This is a genomic window from Leifsonia psychrotolerans (assembly GCF_013410665.1).
GTDB lineage: Bacteria > Actinomycetota > Actinomycetes > Actinomycetales > Microbacteriaceae > Cryobacterium > Cryobacterium psychrotolerans_A.
Genome location: NZ_JACCFM010000001.1, coordinates 1,504,795 through 1,527,020, shown reverse-complemented (window position 1 = coordinate 1,527,020; position 22,226 = coordinate 1,504,795). Strand labels below are relative to the sequence as shown.

Sequence of the window (22,226 nt, the reverse complement as noted above, 5' to 3'; positions counted from 1 at the left end):
GGCTAGGCTCCGGCTAATGCGGACACTGGCGCGGATGCGGTGACGGGCGCGGGCACGGTGGCCGGCGCAGTCGGCAGGGCCGCCAGCATCCGTTCGAGGGCAAGTCGGGCATGGTCGGCGACATCGTCGGCGACGGTGATGCGGTTAAGCACGGCGGCGGGCCGTTCGGCCGTGCCGACGAGCGCATCGAGAACCCAGGCCAGGTAGCCCGCGTGGATGCGGTACATGGTCGAGCAGGGGCAGACGACGGGGTCGAGGCAGAAGATGGTGTGCTCGGGGTGCTCGGCGGCGAGCCGCTGCACCAGGTTGATCTCGGTGCCGATGGCGAATGTCGATCCGGCCGGAGCAGCGGCGATCGCCCTGCGAATGTAGTCGGTCGAACCGTATTCGTCGGCCGCGTCGACGACCGGCATCGGGCACTCGGGGTGCACGATCACGCGCACGCCTGGGTGCGTCTGACGGGCCGCAGCGATCTGGTCGACGGTGAAGCGCTTGTGCACGCTGCAGAATCCGTGCCAGAGGATCACCTGTGCGCTGTCAAGCTCGGGGGCGGTATTGCCTCCGAGCGGACGGGTCGGGTTCCACATCGGCATCCGCTCGAGAGGGATCCCCATCGCCTTTGCGGTATTGCGACCGAGGTGCTGGTCGGGAAAGAAAAGCACCCGCTGGCCGCGCTCGAACGCCCACTCCAGCACGGTCTCGGCGTTGGACGAGGTGCAGACGATGCCGCCATTCTCGCCGCAGAAGCCCTTAAGCGCGGCCGAGGAGTTCATATAGGTGACCGGGATCACGGGAACCCGGCCGTCGGCATCCGGTTCGGTGCCGTACAGCTCTGTGAGCTGCTCCCAGCACTCGGTGACCGAGTCAATGTCGGCCATATCGGCCATCGAACAGCCGGCGGCGAGGTTCGGCAGGATCACGGCCTGATCCGGGCCCGAGAGCAGATCGGCGGTCTCGGCCATGAAATGCACGCCGCAGAAGACGATGGCTTCGGCGTTCGGGCGGCTGCGTGTGGCCTGGGCGAGTTGGAACGAGTCTCCGACGAAATCGGCGTGACGCACGACCTCATCGCGCTGGTAGAAGTGGCCGAGCACGACGACACGCTCGCCGAGCGTTGCCTTCGCGACACGGATGCGCTCATCAAGCTCCGCCGGTGCCGCCGTGCGGTAGAGCTCGGGAAGCTCGCCTTGGCGGGGAGAGCCGGTGGGGATCACGTCGCCCATCGAGGAACCGGGGCCGTAGCCGGGCACACCGGCGTCGAACTCCCACGGCGCCGTTGCGAGGTCGGGGCTGCAGGTGCTGCCGGAGGACTTTCCGGTACTGATGAGCCTGATGGTCTGGTCGACGGATGCGTTGATCATGGTGCTTCTTCCGAGTGGGGGCGTGCGGGAATGTCAGAGGGGCGGCGACCGGAGGGCGGCGGGGTGGCCGGCGGGCTGGCGTCGTTGAAGCGGTACAGTCGCGGCGGCCGATGCCGCGTCCCGGCCAGGAATTCGCCGGTTTCGACGACGTCGCCCGACGCTTCCACTCGGCGCCGGAAATTTGCCGGATCGATCGATCGGTGCAGCACCGCTTCGTGAACCTCGCGCAGTTGCGCCAGGGTGAAGGTCTCTCCGAGGAACGAGTGGGCGATCCGTGAGTATTCGACTTTCGTGCGCAGTCGCCAGAGTGCGTACTCGACGATGCGGTTGTGATCGAAGGCGAGCTGCGGCAACGAATCGGCCGGGAACCACCGCACGTTGTCGCCGACAGCGACCTGAGCGGCCTCGTCCGACTTCACCAGAGCCCAATACACGACAGACACCACCCGTCGGCCCGGGGAGCGTCCAATCGCGCCGAAGGTGTACAGCTGCTCCAGGTAGGTGGGTGTGAGGCTTGTCGTTTCACGGAGCGTGCGGGCGGCCGCGGCGGCGAGTTCCTCGTGGTTGGGAAGCCAGCCTCCCGGCAGCGCCCACTGGTTGCGGTGCGGATCACTCGTGCGACGCACCAAGGGCAACCACAGTGTCATCACGCCGGATGCCGCGTCGTCGTGTTTCTCGACGGGGCGCAGCGCAAAGATAACAGTGGACACCGCCAGCGTCGCGCTCAGTGTCGCGCTCAGTGTCGTGCACTGTGTCGTGCGCTGTGCTGTGCTCATCGGAACCCCCGCCGAGTAAAGGTGCATGGGACTTTAACTCTTGGGTTCCATCATAGAGTCAGAATGACTCAAACGCATCTGTGCGGTCGCCGAGCGAGTCACCGAGTGCGGTCAGCGACGCGCTAACCCTGGCGCGACGTGACCGCAGCCGGGGGTGGCACTGCCGCCGCACGCCGTGCCGTTTGGCCGGTGAGGCCCCACATCGTGACTCGGCCCATCGCCTCGATCACGATCCGGCTGCTCATCTTCGACGCACCGAGGGTTCGTTCGACAAATGTGATCGGTACCTCGGTGACGACCAATCCTGCCCGCACGGCATGCAGCAGCATGTCGATCTGAAAGCAGTACCCGTGGCTCTCGACGCTGCCGAGCCGCATTCGATCCAGAGCGATCGCACTGAAGACGCGGAAGCCGCCGGTGACATCACGTTGGGGCAGGCGCAGCAGAATGCGGGAGTATGTCGATCCGCCCTGGGAAAGCATGCGTCGGTGCCACGGCCAATTGACGATCGAGCCACCCGGAATCCAGCGCGACCCCAGCACGACGTCGGATGTCGTGGCCGCAGCCAAGAGGCTCGGCAGTTGCTCGGGCAGGTGCGAGCCATCGGCATCCATCTGCACGAGTGTGGTGTAGCCATGGGAGAGACCCCAACCGAAACCCTCGAGGTATGCGGCGCCGAGACCCTCCTTCGACGAACGGTGCAACACCATCACTGAGGGGTGACGGGCGGCGAGTTCATCGGCGATGACGCCGGTTCCGTCGGGCGATGAATCATCGACAATGAGAACATCGGCGCTGGGTGCGCTCGCGAGCACGCGGCTCACGATGGGCTCGATGTTCTCACGTTCGTTGTAGGTCGGAATGATGACCAGCGTGTGTGGCATGGGGCTACCTCGTCATTTCGATAATAGTCGTGCGTTGAATGGTGGTGCTCGCCGCCTCGGTGAACCCGATGCTCTCAAGGTCGTGAACGTCGGTCCCGCGCAGGGACTCGACGCTTCCCACGTTTTCGAGCACCCAGACGGTGTGGGTAGCGGCCAACCTGTCGGTGACGGATGCCAGCGGTACCGTCGTGTCCCACAGCCCGGCCGTGTCGGAGAAGGGGTGAGCGAGTGTCACGTCGTCGAGTCCCCGAAAATCCTGCGGGTAGAGCCGCATCGCCAACCGTGGACGGCGTGAGGGTCGCGTGCTTTCGTCAAACACGACCGCCTCGCCGGGCTTGGCTCCGGCCCCCACCACACTCGCCGCCTGTCGCCAATCGCTCCCGCCGTCTTTTGCGAACTCCGTGCGCTGCGCGAGGAAGGTGGGGATCATGAGGGCGATGAGCAGCAGCAGGGTGCAGACCTGAAGCCAACGCACGCGCAGTGCCACGATCCCGATCGCGATCACAATCGCGACGGCCGGGGTGCAGAACGAGAGATAGCGTTCTGAGTACATGGGGGCGATCAGGCGGGTCCCGACGAGCAGAACGGCACTTGGCACGATCAGCCAGGTCAGCAGCACGAGCAGGGTTCGACGCTCGGGGGCGTGGGGTCGAGCGCGGAGTCGAGGGTCGAGTCGAGGGTCGAGCCGAGGGCGGCGGAAGACCCAGAGAATCGCTGACCCGATCAGCAGCCAGGCGACGAGGGCGCTCAGCGCGGAGCCAAACCATTGGCCCACCATGGCCGTGGCGAGATCAGCCTGTTTTCGATGGGCCAGAAACGAGATTTGGTCGTGCTGCGCGAGGCCGTAGACGAGAACGGGCAGGGCAAGGGCGAGCGCAACGCCCACGGAACGAAGCCACGCGCCAAGGCGATGAAGTCCGTCCTCACGGTGCGGACCACTCAGCCAGACGGCCACGGCGTGCGCCGGAAGCAGCAACACGAGATAGAGAAACATGTAGATACCGGCGGCAAGAAGAACGGCATAGCCGATCCACGCACGACGACGTTGACGCGGCGTGGAGTCCGGTCCGAGGCTGACCTGCAGAATGTGCAGCAGAAGCACCGTGAGCCAGACCGCGATGGCCGTGGCCAACGCCGTCGAGCGGGCTTCGGCGCCCATGTAGGTGACGCGAGGCAGCGTGGCGAACACCAGCGCGGCGATCACGGCGATGCGCGTGCCGAACCCGGATCGCACAACCACCATTCGGGCAAGTGTTGCGGTTCCCGCTGTCGCCAGTCCAATGGCCAGGGCGCTCGGCAGTCGTGTCGCCAACTCGGAGGCGCCGAACATGTCAATCCAGGCATGAAGAAACAGATAGTACATTCCATGAACGGCATCCACGTGCCCCCACATCGGGAAGAGGGACGGCAACGACCTCTCCGCCGACAGAACGCTTGCGGCCTCATCACCCCAATACGAGGGTTGCCACAAGCCGGCGAAGGACACGAGGAACCCGAATACCCCGAGTAGTGTTGCCGTCCCGGTGAATCCGCGCTCAGGCGGCGATACAGGCGGGGAACCCGTCGAACTGGTCGGGTGCGCGAGTGCGAATGTCACGCTCTGACGCTATTCCCGGAGGCGTGCTCATTGGCTGGGCGTCACACGAATCGTGCTGCGAAGGCTCTCAGGAGGTGTTCACCGAACGTTCAGCCGACCTCTTTCAGAAGCATCAGTCCGGAGGGAGGTGTCGCGGAAGTGTTGCCTCCACCGCTAATCCGGTGCCGGTATTTCGCACCGAGATGGTGCCCCCCGCCCGCTCAACAATGGCGTGCACGACGGCCAGACCCAAGCCCGACCCGCCGTTCCCGCTCGCTCGGGATCCGTCGGTGCGAGAGAAGCGGTCAAAGGCAATCGGAATAAACCCGGCGGGCATGCCCGGCCCGGTATCGACGACGCGCAGATGGGCGTCCTCCCCGTCACGGTGCAGTGTGACCGTCACGATGCCCGTATCGCCGATGGCCGTCATCGCGTTTGTAATCAGATTGTCCACGAGTTGGCCAACATTCGTGCGCGAGAGCGCGTAGTGACCGTGCGGGTCGGCGCCGGTGATCTCGTAGGCGATTTCCAACTCGCGTGTGCCCGTGGTGATACGGGCGCGATCGACGGATGCCGTGATCTCAGCGCACAGGCCGGTCCAGTCGGTTTCGGGTGGGGCCTGGTCGCTTTCGAGCTTGGACAGTTCAAGCAGGTTGGTGGCCAGCCGGGAGAGTCGCTCGACAGTCTGTGAGGCCGCGTCGATGTCTTTCAGCAGCGCGGGGGCATCGCCAGAATTGAGATGCGCAAGCTCCAACTGTGTTTTCAAGACGGCGAGGGGCGTACGCAGCTCATGGCTCGCATCCGAGACGACCTGCTTCTCACGATCGACGCCGCGCCGTAGGCGGTCGATAAACGCGTTGAGGGTGTGTGCCAGCCGGCTCACTTCGTCGCGACCGGCGGGAACCGGCAGCCGGGCCGAGGCCCCGACCTCGCTGAGGCTCTCCGCTTCCTCCCGCAGCCGGTTGACGGGGCGGAGAGCGGCGCCGGTGAGTAACCAGGACGCAGCGCCGAAGCCGATCACGAGTGCCACCGTGCCGGTCACGAGCACGCTGGTGAGTTCGTCGAGCAACAGGGCAAGAGCCTCTTGTCGGCGCGCCGTCACGATGACCCAGATTCCCGCCGACGTCGGAACGGGCGTGGCCATCACCAGGTAGATGGTATGACCGACCTGAACTTCTTGAGGGCTCTCATCCAGGGTCGTCAACGACGTCGTGAGCGCGGCCAGGCTGTGGGGGAGTGTCGACTGCTGGACAAGTCCGGTTGGGTCGATGACCGCGGCCAACTGGCCCTCGGCCGGCGGCTCGACTTTCGCCGTCGGGGAGCCGAGGATGTCGGTGACGATCGGGGCCGCATCGTTCCGCAGGAGGGTCGAGGTGGTTTGATCGAGAATCGACCGCACCTCGAGTCGGAAGAAGAACGCGGCGGTACTGAACAGGATCGCGGCCACGGCGAGGCTGCCCAGCGTGATGCGTGCCCGGATCGACAGCCCGGGCAGTCGCATCATTCCGTCAGCTCCACCGTGTACCCAGTGCCTCGCACCGTCACGATGCGAATCCCGGCCGCCACAGAATCGATCTTGCGTCGCAAATAGCTGATGTACTGATCGACGATGTTCGGGTCGATGTGCAGCGTGCCATCCCAGATCTCTTCGAGAATTGTGGTGCGGTCGACGACGGCGCCGGCACGGCTGCAGAGCAGTCGCAGTAGTGAGAACTCCTTGGGACTCATCGAAATCGTGTGGCCCGCGACGCTCACGCGCAGGTCACGGGAGTCCAGCACGAGGCGACCCAATTCGAGCGTGAGCGGAGTGCCCATTGATTGGCGTCGCAGCAGTGCACGCACGCGGGCGGTGAGTTCGGCGAAGGCGAACGGCTTGGTCAGGTAGTCGTCGGCGCCGCTATCGAGACCGAACACACGGTCTTCGACGGTGTCCCGTGCGGTGAGCAGGATCACCGGCATGGTGCTTCCGGTTTCGCGGATGCGCCGACACACCTCAAAACCCGACATCTGCGGCAGCATCACGTCAATAGCGGCCAGGCCGAAGTCCTCGTGCGCGACGGCGATCAGGGCATCCATTCCGTTGGAGAGACGCAGCACGTCATACCCGTCTGCAACGAGCCCGCGTTCAATCAGCGCTCCCATCTGCTCATCATCCTCAACCACCAGGATTCTCATCAGCACACCTTTCACGCACTCAGGCTGCAACTTTCTCACACTCACCGCAGTGTGTCAGCCTCCAGTTAGGCTGGCGCCATGGTCGAATCCGCTGTGTCGCAGTCCTTTTCCCCGCTTGGCGTTGCTGTCGCACAGTTTCAGCCGGGTATCGATGAAGTCGAGAATCTGGTCACAATGCGTCGACTCGCGGGCGTTGCGAGGGATCGGGGCGCTCGGCTTGTGGTCTTTCCGGAATATTCGGCCTACTTCGAGCCGGCCCTTGGTCCGGGCTGTGTGCAGGCGGCGCAACCCCTCGACGGCAGCTTTGTCCAGGCTCTGGCGGCGCTCGCCGAGGAACTCCAGCTCTGTGTGGTCGCCGGAATGCTGGAGCAGGTGGCCGACGCAACGCGCTTCTCGAACACGCTCGTCGCCGTGTCGCCGACCGGTGAGCTCGTGGCACGCTATCGCAAACTGCACCTCTACGATGCGTTCGGCGACACGGAGTCGAAATGGGTGGTCGCAGGCGAAATCGAGCAGCCTGAGACGTTTGACGTCGATGGCCTGACGATTGGTTTGCAGACCTGCTACGACATCCGTTTTCCCGAAGTCACGCGACGCCTCGTCGACGCCGGTGCCGACGTCGTGCTGGTTCCCGCCGAGTGGGTGCGGGGCCCGCTGAAGGAGCACCACTGGCGCACTCTGGTCACGGCGCGCGCGCTCGAGAACACCATTTACGTTGCGGCAGCCGACCATGCGCCGCCGGTCGGCGTCGGCAACAGCATGGTGGTCGACCCGATGGGCGTCGAGTTGGTCACCATTGGCGAGACGACGGATGTCGCTATTGCGTGGGTCTCGCGCGAGCGGATCAACGCGGTACGAGCGATCAATCCGGCGCTCGAATTGCGCCGGTTTCGAGTCGCCCCTGTCGGTGAGTGAGTCCCGGCGTCACGCCCGCTGAGCCTAGATCGGTAGCGCGTTCTGTCCTTCGTGCCCACACCGCTGATCGTTCCCGCCCCGCTGATCGACCCCTCGCCGCTGATCGAGCCCGCCCCGCTGATCGAGCCCACCCCGCTGATCGAGCCCGCCCCGCTGGTCGAGCCCACCCCGCTGATCGAGCCCGCCCCGCTGATCGAGCTCGTCGAGATCCCGCGAGTCACCCTCGAGACCCGGCCCATCCCGCTGATCGAGCCCGCCCCGCTGATCGAGCTCGTCGAGATCCCGCGAGTCACCCTCGAGACCGAGCCCAGGGTCTCGACAAGCTCGACCCACGTTTCGGTGATCGACCCGCACCCCCTTCCGCTGATCGAGCCTGTCGAGATCCCGTGACCCAACCTCGAGACCGGGTACCGAGGTCTCGACACGCTGGACCCACGTTTCGGCGCTCGAGCCCGCACCCCTTCCGCTGATCGACCCCACCCCGCTGATCGTTCCCACTCCGCTGATCGACCCCACCCCGTTGATCGACCCCACTCCGCCGATCGACCCCACTCCGCCGATCGAGCCTGTCGAGATCCCGTGACCCAACCTCGAGACCATGGACCGAGGTCTCGACAAGCTCGACCCACGGTCGGCGGTCGGCCCCGTACCCCGCCCGCCGATCGACCCCACCCCGTTGATCGTTCCCACGCCGCCGATCGACCCCACCCCGTTGATCGTTCCCACGCCGCCGATCGACCCCACCCCGTTGATCGTTCCCATGCCGTTGATCGTTCCCATGCCGTTGATCGAGCCTGTCGAGATCCCGCGAGCCACCCTCGAGACCCGCGGGCAGGGTCTCGACCGGTTCAAGTTCTCGATCCCTCCACAGACACACCTACGAGAACTTATCCACATATACTGAGAAAAGCTCGTAATCGTGTTCGTTCTTTGGGAGAATGGAGCTATGTCAATCACCTCCCCACCCCCCGTCTCCGCCTCGGAGCCGACACCCGCCTCGGGTGCGTCGGCACCGACCGCGGCCATGGTGCTGGCGGCGGTCGAACAGGCCCGCTCGGTTCTGGCAGTGCTCGGCACCGTCGGCCCCGACCGGTTCACCGACGACGACCTCCTCGGGGTGCTCGGTGCGTTCGAAGGTGTGGGCCGGCTGGTTGATGCCGGCCGGGTGGCTGTGGCGGCGACGGTCGAGGAACGCTCCGGCCGGTGGCTGGGCCGTGACTCCCTGGCGGCGAAGCGGGGCTGCACCAGTGGCATCGACCTGATCACCCGGATCACCCGCATTTCCGGCCGTGAAGCGAAACGGCGTAGCGCCCTCGGCCTGCGGATGCGCGACACGCAACACGTCGGCACGATCATCCCCGCACTGTTCCCCACGGTCGGTGCCGCGGTCGCTTCGGGGTTGCTGGGGGTGGATGCGGCGGAGGTGATCATGTCCGGTCTGGCCGAGATCTCCCCGCGCGTCGCCCCCGATGACCTCGCGGCTGCGGAACGCGCTCTGGTGGGAGCGGCGACGGGCACGATCACGGCCGAGAATGAGGGTGAGCCGGGCGCGGGCTTTGCGTTCTCGGCGGACTCGATGCGGGTGCAGATGTTGCAGTGGCAGGCGGCGCTGGACCCCGACGGGGTGGCACCGAACGAGGTCGAGGGTGAGGCGACGAGCACGATCAGTTTCGGCCGCTTCAAAGACGGTGTGTATCCGGTGCGAGGCGGTGTGACTCCCGATCTGTACGGAATCATGAACCTCACCTTCGACGCCTTCATCGCCGCCCACAAAACCCCCGCGTTCCCCACCGCCGCCGAGCAAGCCCGCGACCAGGCACGCGACAACCGCGCCGAGCACGACGACCGTGCCGAGCACGACGACCGTGCCGAGCAGGATGCCCACGACGGTCCCGACGGACACGACTTGAACGACGAGCGCGACCGCGAGTACGACGACCGTGACCACGAACGCGATGACCACGACCGCGACCACGACCACGACCACGACGGCCACGACCACGACCACGACCACGACCATGACGACCACGGTCAGGGTTCAGCCTCGGCCGAGGCTCCTCTTCCCGGGTCGGCCGGGCACGAGTTCGATGACGTCGACACCCGTACCGCCGGTGAGAAGCGGGCCGATATTCTGCGCGGCATGTTCACCCAGTTGGCCCAGGCCGACGGCACTCCCAGCATTGGTGGTGCACCGCCGACGGTGGTGGTGCATGTGAACGTGAACGATATTGAAGCCGGTCGCGGTGTCGGCTGGATCGACGGCGTCGACGCCCCCATCTCGCTTCGCACGGTGGATCAGATGATGTGTGCCGGAGGCACCCAAACGGTTCTGTTCGGTCCGAACGGTGAGGTTCTGACGCTGACCGATCCGCAACGACTGTTCAACCGTGCCCAACGCCGGGCGATCCTCGCCCGCGACGGCGGCTGCGGCGTTCCCGGCTGCGATGCACCCACACAGTGGCTCGAGTTTCATCACGTGATCCCCTGGAGCAAAGGCGGCATTACCGAGGTCGACAATGGTGTGGCGTTGTGTTGGCGACATCATCACACCATCGAAACGTCCGGCTGGGAGATCCTCATGGTCAACGGCCGACCCCAGGTGAAAGCCCCGGCCTGGATCGACCCGAGCCGCACCTGGCGCGACGCCAACCGCCACCGCACCGACACCCACCGCACCGACTGAACCGCTGAGGCTAACGCGCCGCGACCGAGCCGCCGCGACTGTCTGCCGTGACTGACCCCGCAGCGACTGTCCTGCCGCAGTTAGAGCCGCCTGATGCCCGCCAACTGGGCGACGGCCTGTTCGAGCACCGCGCTCCTTTTGCAGTAGGCGAATCGTACAAGCGAGCTGAAGTGGTGCCGATTCGCCGGCGACGTGAACGCTGAGAGAGGCACAGCGACAACGCCGGCCAACTCGGGAAGCGCCTGGCAGAATGCGACGCCGTCCGCATAACCGAGCGGCGCGACATCCGCCACGATGAAATAGCTGCCCTGGGGGAGCGTGACGCCAAACCCCGCGGCGGTCAGTCCTGCAGCGAGCAGATCGCGTTTGGCCTGGAGATCGGTGGCGAGGTCCTGGTAAAACTCATCAGGCAGGTCTAGCCCACGGGCGATGGCTGGTTGAAAGGGGGCACCATTCACATAGCTGAGGAACTGTTTCACAGTGATGATGGCGGTGACCAACTCGGCAGGAGCAGTGAGCCAGCCGATCTTCCATCCCGTGGTGTTGAATGTCTTGCCTGCCGACGAGATCGTGATGGTGCGTTCTCGGGCACCGGGCAGACCGGCAATCGGGGTGTGGGTGGCGCCGCTAAAGATCAGATGCTCATACACCTCGTCGGTCACGATCAGAGCGTCGTGTCGGGTCGCGAGCTCCACGATCAGCGCCAAGGTCGCGTCATTGAAGACGCTTCCGGTTGGATTGTGAGGGTTGTTGACAAGGATGAGGCGGGTGCGGTCAGTGATTGCGGCCCGCAGATCTTCGGGGCGTGGCTGAAAATCGGGGGCGTGCAGCAGTACTGTGCGGTGCACCCCGTCGGCGAGGCCAATCAGTCCGCCATAGGCGTCGTAGAACGGCTCGAATGTGACGACCTCGTCGCCGGGTGATACCAACGCGAGAAGTGTTGCAGCAAGTGCTTCGGTGGCGCCGGCCGTGACGAGAATCTCGCTGGACGGATCAACGGTCAGACCGTAGAAGCGCGACTGGTGCCGTGCGATTGCAGCCAACAGAACAGGGTCGCCACGCCCGGGTGGGTACTGGTTCACACCGTCGCTGATGGCCTGGCGTGCCGCCTCAAGCACCGGAGCCGGGCCGTCTTCGTCGGGAAACCCCTGACCCAGGTTGATTGAACCGGTGCGCACCGCGAGCGCGCTCATCTGCGCGAAGATGCTGGCGGCCACACCGCCGTCGGGGGAGAGGAGTCCGGCGCCACGTGCGGCGCGCTGCCAGGGGGCGGGAATGGTCATCGAGAAACCTGCATGGCTCCCAAACTACGACATTCAGTGACACAGCCAGTCGCGCTACGCTGATTTCGTCGGCAACTCTGCGTGATTCCGCCGGTCGGATCCAACCCCAAGCAAGGTCACGGCTTCGCCATCGGATGCTCTTACTTCTCACATAGAGAACACTCAGGTTCGAGCGTGAAGCTGACAACGCTTGGAAGGAGCACCCCATGACCGACAACACACAAGAACCCGGCACAACCCCCGAACAATCCGGCAACGGTGTGAACCCGGAGGTCAATGCGGGGGCGCCGGCGAACGTATCGGATTCCGCGGCGCAGGCCGCAGAAAGCGCCATTGCCGCCGCGCATGCTGCGGCAGCGGAAAGAGCTGCCGCGGCGCTGGCTCACGAAGCCGCCGTTGAAAAGGCCGCCGCCGCCCAGCGAGCGGCAGCTGCAGCGCAGGCTGCTTTTGCCGCTTCGGCCGCGCCAGCACCACCAGCCGCACCCGCAGCAGCATCCGCTGTTCCCGCCGCGCCCGCTACGATTCCTCCTGTGTCCGAGGCTTCATCAATTCAAGCCCCGCCCGCTCCGCCGGCCCCACAGGTGGCTCCGCCAGTCGCGTCGGCCCCGCCGGTAGCCCCTCCAGTCATGCCGGCCCCGACGGTTACGGCAGCCCAGCCTGAGTCGATGGCTCAGCACGCTGCGTACCAGCACGCGGCCCCGAGCGCGGCCCCGAGCGCGGTCCCGAGCGCGGTCCCGAGCGCGGTCCCGAGCGCGGCCCCGAATGGATCTACGGCCGCCTATCCCACCGATGCATTCGGTCGCCCGCTCTATGCCTCCGAAAACGGTTCTCCGACCGAACCGAACCAGCCGGCCCCTGTACCCGCGCGTCGCCGACGGGGCGGAATGCTCGTCGCGGCACTGGCCATCGGTGCGATCATCGGCGGCGCAACCGGTGCCGGAGTGGTCGCACTCGCCGGTAGTGGCAACAACAACTCCGGTGCGGCCAGCCAATCGCAGGGTCCCGCGAACATCGTGGTGAACAACACCCAGAGCGTCAACGACGTCACTGCTGTCGCAGCGAAGGCGTCGCCGAGCGTTGTGACGATCAACGTGACGACGTCCTCTGAGGGTGGCACGGGGTCGGGAGTGATACTGAGTGACGACGGCTACATCCTGACCAACACACACGTGGTGACTCTGGATGGAGCCTCGGCCGACGGAACGGTCAAAGTCACCCTGAGCGATGGCTCAATCTACAACGCAAAGGTGATCGGCACCGACCCCGTCTCCGACCTGGCCGTCATCAAGCTGGTTGACGCCTCCGGTCTGACCCCGATCAGCTGGGCGAACTCGAGCAAGCTCAACGTAGGCGACGCGACAGTCGCCATCGGAGCACCCCTAGGTCTCTCGGGCACAGTGACGACGGGAATCGTCAGCGCGCTCAACCGCAGCATTACCGTCGCGTCGTCGGCGGCGCCGACGTCACCGGACACCACAACACCAAACAAGAACAGCACGCCGGGCCCGTTCGATTACTACTTCGATCAGGGCAACGGGAACGCCCCGCAGCAGAGTGCGACAGCAAGCGTGTCGCTGCCCGTGATTCAGACCGACGCGTCGATCAACCCGGGCAACTCCGGTGGGCCGCTGCTGAACAGCAGCGGAGAGTTGATCGGCATCAACGTGGCGATCGCGAATGCGAGCACCACATCGTCCACGGGCGGGAGCATCGGCGTCGGATTCGCGCTTACGTCGAACCTGGCCAAGCGCATTTCTGACGAACTTATCGCCACGGGAACGGCCACCCATGGTCTGCTCGGCGCGAGCGTCGGCGATGCATCAGCCGCGGCGTCGAGCACGACCGTTGGGGCGTTGATCAGCTCAGTGACCTCCGGTGGTCCGGCCGCAGCCGCCGGATTGCAGAAGGGCGACATCGTGACCAACTTCAACGGCGTGCCGATCACCGGGGCGACAGATCTCACTGCTCAGGTGCGTGCCGTAGCAGCCGGCGCGAAGTCGGAACTGACGTACGAACGCGACGGAAGTGCGAAAACCGTCTCGGTCACCCTGGGGTCCCTCGCGGGCTGACCGGCTGTTCCTTCCAGACAGCAGCGCCGCCGGTTAACCCGGCGGCGCTGCTGTGTCTGGCGCTGAACCACCCTTAGCGCTGCCCCATCGGCTGCCTGATAGGCTGATCGACCTGATCACGAATGGAACTATGGCTAACCTCGAGCACCGACCCGGCGACGAACCCTTGATTGGCGTCTCCTATGTGATGCCGGTGCTGAACGAAGTGAGCCACGTGCGAGCCGCTGTCGATAGCTTGCTGCAGCAGGACTACGACGGTCCGTTCGACGTGACTCTCGCACTCGGGCCGAGCATAGATGGCACGACAGAGCTTGTGGCGGAGATGGCCGCGGTCGATCCGCGCATCCGCGTTGTGCCCAACGACATCGGCTCGACACCGGCCGGTCTGAACATCGCGATTCACGCGTCATCGTTCCCGGTGATCATTCGGGTGGATGCCCACTCGGTACTTCCCTCAGACTATGCTCGCATCGCTGTGGCCACGTTGGAACGCACGGGTGCCGCCAATGTCGGCGGCATCATGGACGCGCAGGGAGAACTGCCGTTCCAGAAAGCCGTCGCCCGTGCTTACGGTTCGCGCGTCGGGCTGGGCGGAACACCCTTCCACATCGGTGGGGCAGAGGGGGAGGCCGACACGGTCTACCTCGGTTGCTTCCGCCGCTCGAGCATCACCGCGGTCGGTCTCTTCGACGAGAGCATCAAACGTGGTCAGGATTGGGAACTGAACCGTCGCCTGCGCGAATCCGGGGAAACCGTCTGGTTTACTCCCGACTTGAAAGTGCTCTACCGTCCGCGACCCAGCGTGGCCAGGCTGGCCCGGCAGATGCTGTCGACCGGACTCTGGCGCGGCGAACTCGCCCGACGTTTTCCCGCTGCCAATGGGCTGCGCTACTTTATACCGCCGGCGACGGTTGTCGGCACCGCTCTCGGACTGGTGCTCGGAATCGTCGGAATTGTAGTGGCCGTGCTCGGTGGGACCCCGTGGCTTCTTCTCGGATTCGTCGCCCCCGCCGTGTACCTGCTCTTCGTGATCGCCGCCACAATCCTCGTGACCCGCCCGGACGGTTTTCGTGCAGCGCTCTGGTTTCTCATAGTCTTGCCCTGCATTCATTTTTGCTGGGGAAGCGGCTTCGTTCTCGGCTATCTGAAGCTGACCAGCAACATTACTGCTCACACGGGAAGATAATCATGCAGCCAGAATCACCGGCCTACTCCCGTCCCCGCTCAATTGATGAACTTCGCCGTATCACTCAGCCTCCCGAAGTGCGGCTGCGCGACAACGCCGAGCATTGGACGGCCTCGCTCTACCTGCGCGACCTCTCTCCATACCTCACCTGGATGCTGCTGAAGACGCGCATCTCGGCGAACGGTGTCACCGGACTGATGATCTTGGTCGGCTGGTCGACCGCTGCCGCACTACTCATTCCCGGTATCTGGGGTGCGGTTCTCGCCCTTCTGCTCAGCCAGTTGCAGATGCTGGTCGACTGCTCCGACGGCGAGGTTGCCCGCTGGCGCAAGACCTCGTCTCCGGCCGGGGTATTCCTCGACAAGGTGGGCCATTACACAACCGAGGCTCTCATTCCGATCGCGTTCGGAATCCGTGTCGCCGCCTACCCGTTCGAGGCACCCGCCGACTTCCTCTGGACGACGCTGGCGCTGCTTCTGGCCCTGCTGATCGTACTGAACAAGGCGCTCAACGACATGGTGCATGTGGCCCGGGCCAACGCCGGCCTGGTGAAGCTCGCCGATACCCAGGGAGAGAAGGCGCCAACTTCGAGTCTGCTCGCGCGCGCACGCCGCTTCGCCCGGTTCGTGCCGTTCCACCGCCTCTACCACTCGGTTGAGATGACAATCGTGATCTTCGCCTCAGCGCTGGTGGGGCTTTTCCTGGGGCAGCCGCTCGTCGATCGAATCGTAGTGATTGTTCTCGTGCCACTCGCCTTCCTCGCGCTCGTCGGCCATTTCGTTGCGATCATGGCTTCCAAGCGTGTCCGTTCCTAGCGCGCACGAGCGGATGCTGCCGACTGTCGGCGTCGTCGTGCTCACCCAGGGAACCCGGCCAGACGACCTTGATCGCGGGCTCCGAAGCATCCTGGCGCAGCGGGGCGTGCAACTCGACGTGGTCTGCGTGGGCAACGGCTGGGAACCGACTGGACTGCCGGGCGGCGTCGCTACCCTCGGCCTCCCGACGAACCTCGGCATTCCGGCTGGCCGAAACCGTGGTGTCTCGCTCGTGACGGGGGAATACCTCTTCTTTCTCGACGACGATGCCAGCATTCCCGACCCGAATTTTCTGCGGGATGCCGTCGCCATCGTGCGTTCAGACCCATCGATCGGTCTCGTGCAGCCGCGCGTGGTTGACCCGAGCGGTTTGACCCCGCCGAAGCGCTGGATTCCGCGCATTCGCAAGGGGGAGGCTACGCACTCCAGCGCCGTTTTCTCAGTCTGGGAGGGCGCCGTTCTGCTGCCTCGTTCCGTCTTTGACGCGACAGGCGGCTGGGCCGAGCCATTTTTCTATGCACACGAAGGTATCGAGCTGGCCTGGCGGGTCTGGGATCAGGGCCTCCGCGCCTGGTATGCCGGCAATCTTGAAGCTCACCACCCCGTGATTTTGCCCACGCGACATGCGGCGTATTACAGGCTGAATGCGCGCAACCGCGTCTGGCTGGCGCGCCGCAATCTTCCGGCTCCGTTCGTGCCGCTCTACGTCGGGTCGTGGACGGCCATTCAGATGTTGCGGTGGGCGCGAAATCGGCCGGCATTGTCGGCCTGGTTCGGCGGCTGGCGCGAAGGCTGGACGCACGACCCGGGGGAGCGGAGGCCGCTGTCGGCCCGCACAATCTGGCGCATGACATTGGCCGGGCGGCCACCGATCGTCTAACGATTCGCTACCGGTCCGTCGTTTCGAGCCGGTTCCCACGGAGTCACTCAGGCGCGCTCGATAGTCTTAAAACGTGGGTATTAATCATGACGTCAGACGGGCCGTTAAATTAGTCAAAGAGGTGCGGGCGTCGCGTCAAGCGAAGCGTGCGCTGCACGGCAAGCTGGCCGAGCAAGGCCCACTGCCCAGCGGGCATTTCAAGATTGCGGTCTACTTTGCCGATGGCCCGGTGAACCTCTACCAGATGCGCCAGTGGTACAAACCGCTGGCCAGACTGGCCGAGACCTGGCCGGTCGTAATTCTCAGCCGCACCTCGGGAGGCACTCTCACGATGCTTTCCGAATCACCGCTACCCGTGGCACATGTGCGGAAAGTGACCGAGTTGGAGCAGGTCATCGCCGAGCAAGACATTCGTGTCGTGTTCTATGTGAACCAAAACACAAAGAACTTCCAGATGATGCGCTATGGGCGCCGCTGGCACGTTTTCATCAACCATGGTGAGAGCGACAAGATGTACATGACGACCAACCAGTTCAAGGCCTACGACTACGCGTTCGTCGCCGGGGATGCCGCGTTGGCACGCCTCGACACGGTGCTCTGGAACTATGACTTCGATGCGCGAGCGGTGAAGATCGGACGCCCTCAAGCCGACCACTACGCTGGAACGCTTCCGTACACGCCGGACGAGCGTCAGGTCGTGCTCTACGCCCCCACCTGGGAAGGCGACCGCCCCGCCGCGGCATACGGTTCGATCGCCAGTCACGGCGTCGGGATCGTCACTGCTCTCCTGGCGACCGGTCGTCACCGGGTCATCTACCGCCCCCACCCGCGCAGTGGTGTCGTCGATCCGGCCTACGCAGCCGCAAACAAGCGGATCATCCAGGCGATTGCCGCAGCCAATGCGCGTGATTCCGCTGCGCAGCACATCTACGACACCGGTGCCGAACTCGGCTGGCAGCTTTCGAACGCCGATGTGGCGATCGTCGATATTTCGGCGATGGTCTACGACAGGCTCGCTGCGGGAAAGCCGTTGCTGATCACGCGCCCGTTGAATGCCGCGGCAGAGATCGACAGGGGTGGGTATCTCTCCGACTGCGAATGGCTTGCGGCGAAGGATGCCCCGAACGTGGTCGCCGAAATCGACCAGCTCACTCACGACGAGGCAGCCGAGGCCCGCCTGGCCGTCTGGGTCGAACGGTACTTCGGCGATTCGACGCAGGGTGCGGCAACGGCACGCTTTCACGCGGCAGTCCAACACGTGATGGATGAATGGGACCGGTTCAAGACGCTGCATTCCCAAGACGCCGAGATCGACGAACTCGAAAAGGAACCGCAGGGCGAGCCGGTCTAATCTTCCTCGGATGATGGCTGTGCGGACGGAGGACGCCGCAGCACCGAGCGCGCGCTTGTGCCTAGACGCGTGAGTCGCATAGTTGCGGCCTCGCGCACTCCCACCTCGCGCACCCGCACCGTGCGCACTTTCACATCGCGCACGATCGGTTCGAGTTCCGCTCTGAAGAAGGCGGGAGCCGGTCCGAATGCGAGCCGTGACGACTGCACGACTCGTTTGCCGAGGATGTGGTTGCCGGCGCCGCCGATGACCGCACCAATCCCAAACGGCGCTGCTTTTCCGATGAAACTCGCGCCGCCGCGAGAGGCGAACTGACGTATGAATGCGCTTTTCAGCTTGTCGGTCAGGGGGACCATGATGGTGCGCGGAATACTGCTCGTGACGAGTTCGCCCCAATAGGCGGTGCGCGCGGTGCCGGCGCCGGTGACCTGACCGCCAAGCTGGCGCACGAGGTCGGAGCCTTCCCGGCCCAGCATCATTGTCAGCACGAGTGCCCGGGCGCGTTCGGGGTCTTCGACGGCGATGCCATGCACCTCGCTCACCGATTGCGCGTACAGGGTCGTCGCCTCGAGAAAGCCGGCCGTCTCGACTCCGCTCAGCACCAGGGTGATGCCGGTGGTGACACCGGGAATGACGGCGGTCGCTCCGACGGCAGCCCCGCCGGTGGTGACGGCAGCCAGGTAGCGGCGTTCCAAAATCCGCACGAGTTCAGCGGGACTCGCCGTCGGGTTTCGGCGACGAATGGCCCGAATGTGCGCGAGCACAGACGGCCGATGGATCGCCAGCATGCGATCGAAGCCCTTGATGATTCCCGACGGCAACTGCCCGCCTTCGGCGGGACCGCCAGTCGGCGAGACGAGGGGCTTGGGTTTCCTGGCCATGGCATGAGCTTACGTGTTCCGGAACGGAGAAGCCTGGCAGAGCTCCGGCGGACTCACCGTGCCTGCACGTGAAATGGCCCGGCATCCGAACGGATGCCGAGCCACGTCACGTCGTAGTCATGACCGGAACTAGTTTGTCAGCCCGTCGACGTAGTCCTCATTCTTGGAGATCCACTCCGCGACGATGGGTGCGTAGTCGCCCGAGGTCTCACCATTGAACATGACGTTCTCGAGTGAGTACAGCAGGTCAGAGTCGAGTGTGAAGTCTCCGATCCAGCCGGCGAGGGTGGGGAAGTCCTTCGTGAACGCGAGACTGCCGATGGAGTGGATTGACTCTGTCGTGCCGAGCGCGCCCTTCGGGTCAGCCAGGTTCTTCAGATCGAACTCGTCATAGGCCCAATGCGGGCTCCACAGTGTCACGGCGATGTTCTCACCGGAGGCTAGGGCGGCCTTCAACTCTGACAGCATCGCCGGCGTTGACGAGGTGATGAAGTCCATACCTTGCAGCCCGTAGCCGGGGATCACATTCTTCTCGGTCGCATTCGTGAGACCGGCACCCGGCTCGATGCCGATGATCTTGTTGTCGAACAGATCAGCGTGAGCCGCGAGGTCGTCGAGCGAGTCGATCGGAGCATCGGCGTTCACCGCAATGAAGTTGGCCGCGTCGTTGTTCCACGAACCGAGGTCGACGAGCGTGTCGCCGTACTTCTCCATGTAGGCCTCGTGAGTGGTCGGCAGCCAGCTGTCGAGCACCAGGTCATAGTCGCCGGTGCTGAGTCCGGTGAAGACAGTGCCTGCATCCGCGTATTCGAGGTCGACGGTGTAACCCTTCTTCTCCAGGATGTCCTTCCAGAGGTACGAGGCCGCCTCGCCCTCCGGCCAGCCGTTGAAGACGGCGAGCGTGAGGGTCTTCTTGTCACCGTTGTCCGGCCCCGCTGCAGTCGCACCGGTGTTCGCCGTGAACCCGGCGACGCCGAGCGCTGCGACGACGACGACGGCACCGCCGACGAGCAGTCCGCGCGTGAGACGGCGAGACGGCGCACTGACGCGCTTCGGGCGGGGTGCGCCGAGAGCGGCGGTGAGACGGTCGAGCAGGATCGCGAGGATGACGACAGCGAGGCCGGCTTCGAACCCGAGGCCAACATCGATGCGGCTGAGGGCCTGCACGATCTGACCCCCCAATCCACCGGCGCCAACCATTCCGGCGATGACAACCATCGAGAGTGACAGCATGATGACCTGGTTAACGCCGGCCATGATCGTCGGTGCGGCGAGGGGCAGCTGGATCTGGCGCAGGATGCGACGCGGGGAGGCGCCGAAAGCGTGGCCGGCTTCGACAACCTCCTTGTCGACTCCGCGTATGCCGAGTTCCGTCATGCGCACACCGGGGGCGAGTGAGAAGATGATCGTCGCGACGATGCCCGGAACGACTCCAACCCGGAACAGGATCAACGCGGGAATCAGATAGACGAAGGCCGGCATGGTCTGCATGAAGTCGAGCACTGGCTTCAGGATCTTCGAGGCAGTTCCCGAACGTGCAGCCAGAATTCCGAGCGGCACGCTGATCACGATCGCAATGATCGCGGCAACGAGTACCAGAGCGAGAGTGTCCATGGCGTTTGACCACTGGTCGACACCGACGATCAGCCCGAGACCGACGACGGTGCCCGCACCGAATAGCCAGCCGCGCGCCCAGACGCCGAGGGCAGCGATCACCAGAATGAGAATCCAGAACGGTGGAGACTGAAAAATCAGGGCGACGCCCTCGTAGAAGCCGCCGAAGAGCGCGCTGATCACGTTGAAGACGGGTTGAAAAATATCGGTGATGAACTGCACGAAGGCCTCGGCCCAGGTGCCGATGGGCAGACGGATGTCGGTCATCGGGTACCTCCTTCAGAAGCGAATGCCGGGGCCGTTTCTCGTAGGGTCTCGGTGATCACTTCCATCGAGTAGGTGGCCGGTGGTTCAACGATTGCGACCTCGCCCGTGTGCGACGGAACGTTTCCCAGCGCGGCAAGCAGGGTGACACGGGGAATCACGCCGAGGAGGCGCTTCTTGTCATCGATGACGGCGACCGGCAGCGGGCTCTCGACCGAAAGCTCGAACATGTCGCTGAGGTGCGCATCGGGTTCGATGGTGGCCACGTCGTTGCGCACGATGAGGCTGAGATCGGTCTCGCCCGCTCTCACCTGGCGCATGACGTCCTTGTCCCGTACAACACCGACCAGGGTGCGGCCGTTGCCCACGACGAATGCGGCAGAAGTCTGCAGGTCGCGCATCGTGCGCAGGGCGGCCCGGGGGCCAGCCGAGGCTGAGACGACTGACTTCGCCGGTTCCATCACTCCGGATGCGGTGAGCACCCGTGCCCGGTCGACATCCTGCACGAACTGCGCAACGTAGTCGTTTGCGGGGTCGGTGAGAATGTCGTCGGGGGTGCCCACCTGAACGATGCGGCCATCGCGCATGACTGCGATGCGGTTTCCGAGGAACATGGCTTCGTTCAGATCGTGCGTGATGAAAATGATGGTCTTACCCAGTTCGGACTGAAGTTCGACGAGTTGCTCTTGCATCTCGCGACGGATCAGCGGGTCGAGGGCAGAGAACGCCTCATCCATCAGAAGAATATCGGTGTCGCTGACGAGGGCGCGGGCCAGCCCCACACGCTGCTGCATGCCGCCGGACAGTTCACCGGGGAGTTTGCTCTCCCAGCCGGCGAGACCAACCCGTTCGACGATGCTCTGGGCACGCTCACGGCGCTCCGCCAGCGGAATTCCCTGCACTTCGAGACCGTATGCGGCGTTATCGAGCACGGTGCGGTGCGGGAGCAGGGCGAAGTGCTGGAATACCATCGAAATGTTCGAGCGACGGACCTCACGAAGCTTCTGCGCCGGAATTCCGCTGATCGGCGTTCCCATAACGGTGACCGAGCCGGATGTCGGCTCCAGCAATCCGTTCAACATGCGGATCAGGGTCGATTTGCCCGAGCCAGACAGGCCCATGACCACGAAGATCTCGCCGGCCTTCACATCGAAGGACGCATCAATGACGGCAGCAGTTCCTAAGTGTGACAGCGATGACCGGTCGGCACCGGCCTGTAGTTTTTTGACGACTTCCTTGGGTTTGCGACCAAATGCTTTGTAGAGATGGTGAGCGCTAATTGCGATGTTTTCGGACACGTGTCTCCGTCCCGGGCGCGAAAGTGGTTGTGCGCCAGGGGTTTTCGTTTCTGTCGGCCGGGTGTGTGAGATGTGCTCCGGTTACCCATCAAGCACTGGCTGCACGATTCAACGTGCACGGGCCAGGCGACTCGAACTGTCGGAGCGGGCGTGGTCATGGGACCGTCACCAACCTCGTCACACCATACGTCCACGGGCAGCCGATGGAGCTGGTG

At 64.6% G+C, this 22,226-nt stretch carries 19 protein-coding genes; 9 read left to right on the top strand and 10 right to left on the bottom strand.

The window, feature by feature from the left end; all coding sequences use genetic code 11:
* Positions 1 to 2 precede the first annotated feature (2 nt).
* From nadA to HNR05_RS07150, 6 genes are all read right to left on the bottom strand, one after another.
* Positions 3 to 1,361 carry a quinolinate synthase NadA gene (gene nadA / locus HNR05_RS07175; RefSeq protein ID WP_179578392.1) on the bottom strand — a complete coding sequence of 453 codons (1,359 nt, stop codon included), beginning with the start codon at positions 1,359 to 1,361 and terminating at the stop codon, positions 3 to 5.
* Positions 1,358 to 2,137 carry an NUDIX hydrolase gene (locus HNR05_RS07170; protein ID WP_179578391.1) on the bottom strand — a complete coding sequence of 260 codons (780 nt, stop codon included), beginning with the start codon at positions 2,135 to 2,137 and terminating at the stop codon, positions 1,358 to 1,360. Before HNR05_RS07170 ends, nadA begins: the two co-directional genes overlap by 4 nt.
* A gap of 122 nt (positions 2,138 to 2,259) precedes the next feature.
* Entirely contained in the window at positions 2,260 to 3,021 is a 762-nt protein-coding gene (locus HNR05_RS07165; RefSeq protein ID WP_179578390.1) for a polyprenol monophosphomannose synthase, read from the bottom strand.
* A gap of 4 nt (positions 3,022 to 3,025) precedes the next feature.
* Positions 3,026 to 4,618 carry a glycosyltransferase family 39 protein gene (locus HNR05_RS07160; RefSeq protein ID WP_179578389.1) on the bottom strand — a complete coding sequence of 531 codons (1,593 nt, stop codon included), beginning with the start codon at positions 4,616 to 4,618 and terminating at the stop codon, positions 3,026 to 3,028.
* A gap of 112 nt (positions 4,619 to 4,730) precedes the next feature.
* Positions 4,731 to 6,101: a sensor histidine kinase gene (locus HNR05_RS07155; protein WP_179578388.1), complete on the bottom strand. Its 1,371-nt coding sequence runs from the start codon at positions 6,099 to 6,101 to the stop codon at positions 4,731 to 4,733.
* Positions 6,098 to 6,772, bottom strand: coding sequence for a response regulator transcription factor (locus HNR05_RS07150; RefSeq protein WP_179578387.1), 675 nt, complete (start codon positions 6,770 to 6,772; stop codon positions 6,098 to 6,100). Before HNR05_RS07150 ends, HNR05_RS07155 begins: the two co-directional genes overlap by 4 nt.
* Before the next feature lie 78 nt (positions 6,773 to 6,850).
* Between HNR05_RS07150 and HNR05_RS07145 the strand changes: the two genes are divergently transcribed.
* The 4 genes from HNR05_RS07145 to HNR05_RS07130 all read left to right on the top strand — a co-directional run bounded on the left by HNR05_RS07145 (position 6,851) and on the right by HNR05_RS07130 (position 10,370).
* The gene (locus HNR05_RS07145; RefSeq protein ID WP_179578386.1) at positions 6,851 to 7,687 is read left to right on the top strand and encodes a carbon-nitrogen hydrolase family protein; all 837 of its coding nucleotides are present in this window, start codon (positions 6,851 to 6,853) and stop codon (positions 7,685 to 7,687) included.
* Positions 7,688 to 7,738: 51 nt separating this feature from the next.
* Entirely contained in the window at positions 7,739 to 8,077 is a 339-nt protein-coding gene (locus HNR05_RS07140) for a hypothetical protein (protein WP_179578385.1), read from the top strand.
* Positions 8,078 to 8,285: 208 nt separating this feature from the next.
* Entirely contained in the window at positions 8,286 to 8,591 is a 306-nt protein-coding gene (locus HNR05_RS07135) for a hypothetical protein (protein ID WP_179578384.1), read from the top strand.
* A 42-nt stretch (positions 8,592 to 8,633) separates the two neighbouring features.
* On the top strand, positions 8,634 to 10,370 hold the full coding sequence (locus tag HNR05_RS07130) for an HNH endonuclease signature motif containing protein (protein WP_179578383.1): 1,737 nt from the start codon (positions 8,634 to 8,636) through the stop codon (positions 10,368 to 10,370).
* Between the two features lie 80 nt (positions 10,371 to 10,450).
* On the opposite strand, the gene HNR05_RS07125 is transcribed toward HNR05_RS07130, so the two are convergent.
* Positions 10,451 to 11,653 (bottom strand): aminotransferase class I/II-fold pyridoxal phosphate-dependent enzyme, encoded by a 1,203-nt coding sequence (locus tag HNR05_RS07125; RefSeq protein WP_179578382.1) that lies wholly within the window; start codon positions 11,651 to 11,653, stop codon positions 10,451 to 10,453.
* Between the two features lie 206 nt (positions 11,654 to 11,859).
* Here HNR05_RS07125 and HNR05_RS07120 point away from each other — a divergent pair, with 206 nt between their 5' ends.
* The 5 genes from HNR05_RS07120 (at position 11,860) to HNR05_RS07100 (ending at position 17,954) form a co-directional block, all read left to right on the top strand.
* Entirely contained in the window at positions 11,860 to 13,722 is a 1,863-nt protein-coding gene (locus HNR05_RS07120) for a S1C family serine protease (RefSeq protein WP_179578381.1), read from the top strand.
* A gap of 130 nt (positions 13,723 to 13,852) precedes the next feature.
* Positions 13,853 to 14,908, top strand: a complete 1,056-nt coding sequence (locus tag HNR05_RS07115) for a glycosyltransferase family 2 protein (protein ID WP_246318367.1) — start codon at positions 13,853 to 13,855, stop codon at positions 14,906 to 14,908.
* Between the two features lie 2 nt (positions 14,909 to 14,910).
* Entirely contained in the window at positions 14,911 to 15,723 is an 813-nt protein-coding gene (locus tag HNR05_RS07110) for a CDP-alcohol phosphatidyltransferase family protein (protein ID WP_179578380.1), read from the top strand.
* A 13-nt stretch (positions 15,724 to 15,736) separates the two neighbouring features.
* Positions 15,737 to 16,603: a glycosyltransferase family 2 protein gene (locus HNR05_RS07105; protein ID WP_179580658.1), complete on the top strand. Its 867-nt coding sequence runs from the start codon at positions 15,737 to 15,739 to the stop codon at positions 16,601 to 16,603.
* A gap of 73 nt (positions 16,604 to 16,676) precedes the next feature.
* On the top strand, positions 16,677 to 17,954 hold the full coding sequence (locus HNR05_RS07100) for a hypothetical protein (RefSeq protein ID WP_179578379.1): 1,278 nt from the start codon (positions 16,677 to 16,679) through the stop codon (positions 17,952 to 17,954).
* On the opposite strand, the gene HNR05_RS07095 is transcribed toward HNR05_RS07100, so the two are convergent.
* The 3 genes from HNR05_RS07095 to HNR05_RS07085 all read right to left on the bottom strand — a co-directional run bounded on the left by HNR05_RS07095 (position 17,951) and on the right by HNR05_RS07085 (position 22,011).
* Positions 17,951 to 18,835 carry a hypothetical protein gene (locus tag HNR05_RS07095; RefSeq protein WP_246318366.1) on the bottom strand — a complete coding sequence of 295 codons (885 nt, stop codon included), beginning with the start codon at positions 18,833 to 18,835 and terminating at the stop codon, positions 17,951 to 17,953. The genes HNR05_RS07100 and HNR05_RS07095 overlap by 4 nt on opposite strands.
* 129 nt (positions 18,836 to 18,964) lie before the next feature.
* A complete protein-coding gene (locus HNR05_RS07090; protein ID WP_179578378.1) occupies positions 18,965 to 20,716 on the bottom strand; it encodes an ABC transporter permease/substrate binding protein in 1,752 nt (583 codons plus the stop codon).
* Positions 20,713 to 22,011 carry a betaine/proline/choline family ABC transporter ATP-binding protein gene (locus HNR05_RS07085; RefSeq protein ID WP_179578377.1) on the bottom strand — a complete coding sequence of 433 codons (1,299 nt, stop codon included), beginning with the start codon at positions 22,009 to 22,011 and terminating at the stop codon, positions 20,713 to 20,715. The genes HNR05_RS07090 and HNR05_RS07085 overlap by 4 nt, the downstream gene beginning before the upstream one ends.
* Between the last annotated feature and the right edge of the window lie 215 nt (positions 22,012 to 22,226).

Coding starts and splice junctions, on each gene's coding strand:
- HNR05_RS07155 (WP_179578388.1), bottom strand. CDS start 6,101: ATGATGCGACTGCCCGGGCTGTCGATCCGGGCACGCATCACGCTGGGC.
- HNR05_RS07150 (WP_179578387.1), bottom strand. CDS start 6,772: ATGAGAATCCTGGTGGTTGAGGATGATGAGCAGATGGGAGCGCTGATT.
- HNR05_RS07090 (WP_179578378.1), bottom strand. CDS start 20,716: ATGACCGACATCCGTCTGCCCATCGGCACCTGGGCCGAGGCCTTCGTG.
- HNR05_RS07105 (WP_179580658.1), top strand. CDS start 15,737: ATGCTGCCGACTGTCGGCGTCGTCGTGCTCACCCAGGGAACCCGGCCA.
- nadA (WP_179578392.1), bottom strand. CDS start 1,361: ATGATCAACGCATCCGTCGACCAGACCATCAGGCTCATCAGTACCGGA.
- HNR05_RS07145 (WP_179578386.1), top strand. CDS start 6,851: ATGGTCGAATCCGCTGTGTCGCAGTCCTTTTCCCCGCTTGGCGTTGCT.
- HNR05_RS07165 (WP_179578390.1), bottom strand. CDS start 3,021: ATGCCACACACGCTGGTCATCATTCCGACCTACAACGAACGTGAGAAC.
- HNR05_RS07115 (WP_246318367.1), top strand. CDS start 13,853: ATGGCTAACCTCGAGCACCGACCCGGCGACGAACCCTTGATTGGCGTC.
- HNR05_RS07135 (WP_179578384.1), top strand. CDS start 8,286: ATGGACCGAGGTCTCGACAAGCTCGACCCACGGTCGGCGGTCGGCCCC.
- HNR05_RS07130 (WP_179578383.1), top strand. CDS start 8,634: ATGTCAATCACCTCCCCACCCCCCGTCTCCGCCTCGGAGCCGACACCC.
- HNR05_RS07120 (WP_179578381.1), top strand. CDS start 11,860: ATGACCGACAACACACAAGAACCCGGCACAACCCCCGAACAATCCGGC.
- HNR05_RS07110 (WP_179578380.1), top strand. CDS start 14,911: ATGCAGCCAGAATCACCGGCCTACTCCCGTCCCCGCTCAATTGATGAA.
- HNR05_RS07125 (WP_179578382.1), bottom strand. CDS start 11,653: ATGACCATTCCCGCCCCCTGGCAGCGCGCCGCACGTGGCGCCGGACTC.
- HNR05_RS07095 (WP_246318366.1), bottom strand. CDS start 18,835: ATGGCCAGGAAACCCAAGCCCCTCGTCTCGCCGACTGGCGGTCCCGCC.
- HNR05_RS07170 (WP_179578391.1), bottom strand. CDS start 2,137: ATGAGCACAGCACAGCGCACGACACAGTGCACGACACTGAGCGCGACA.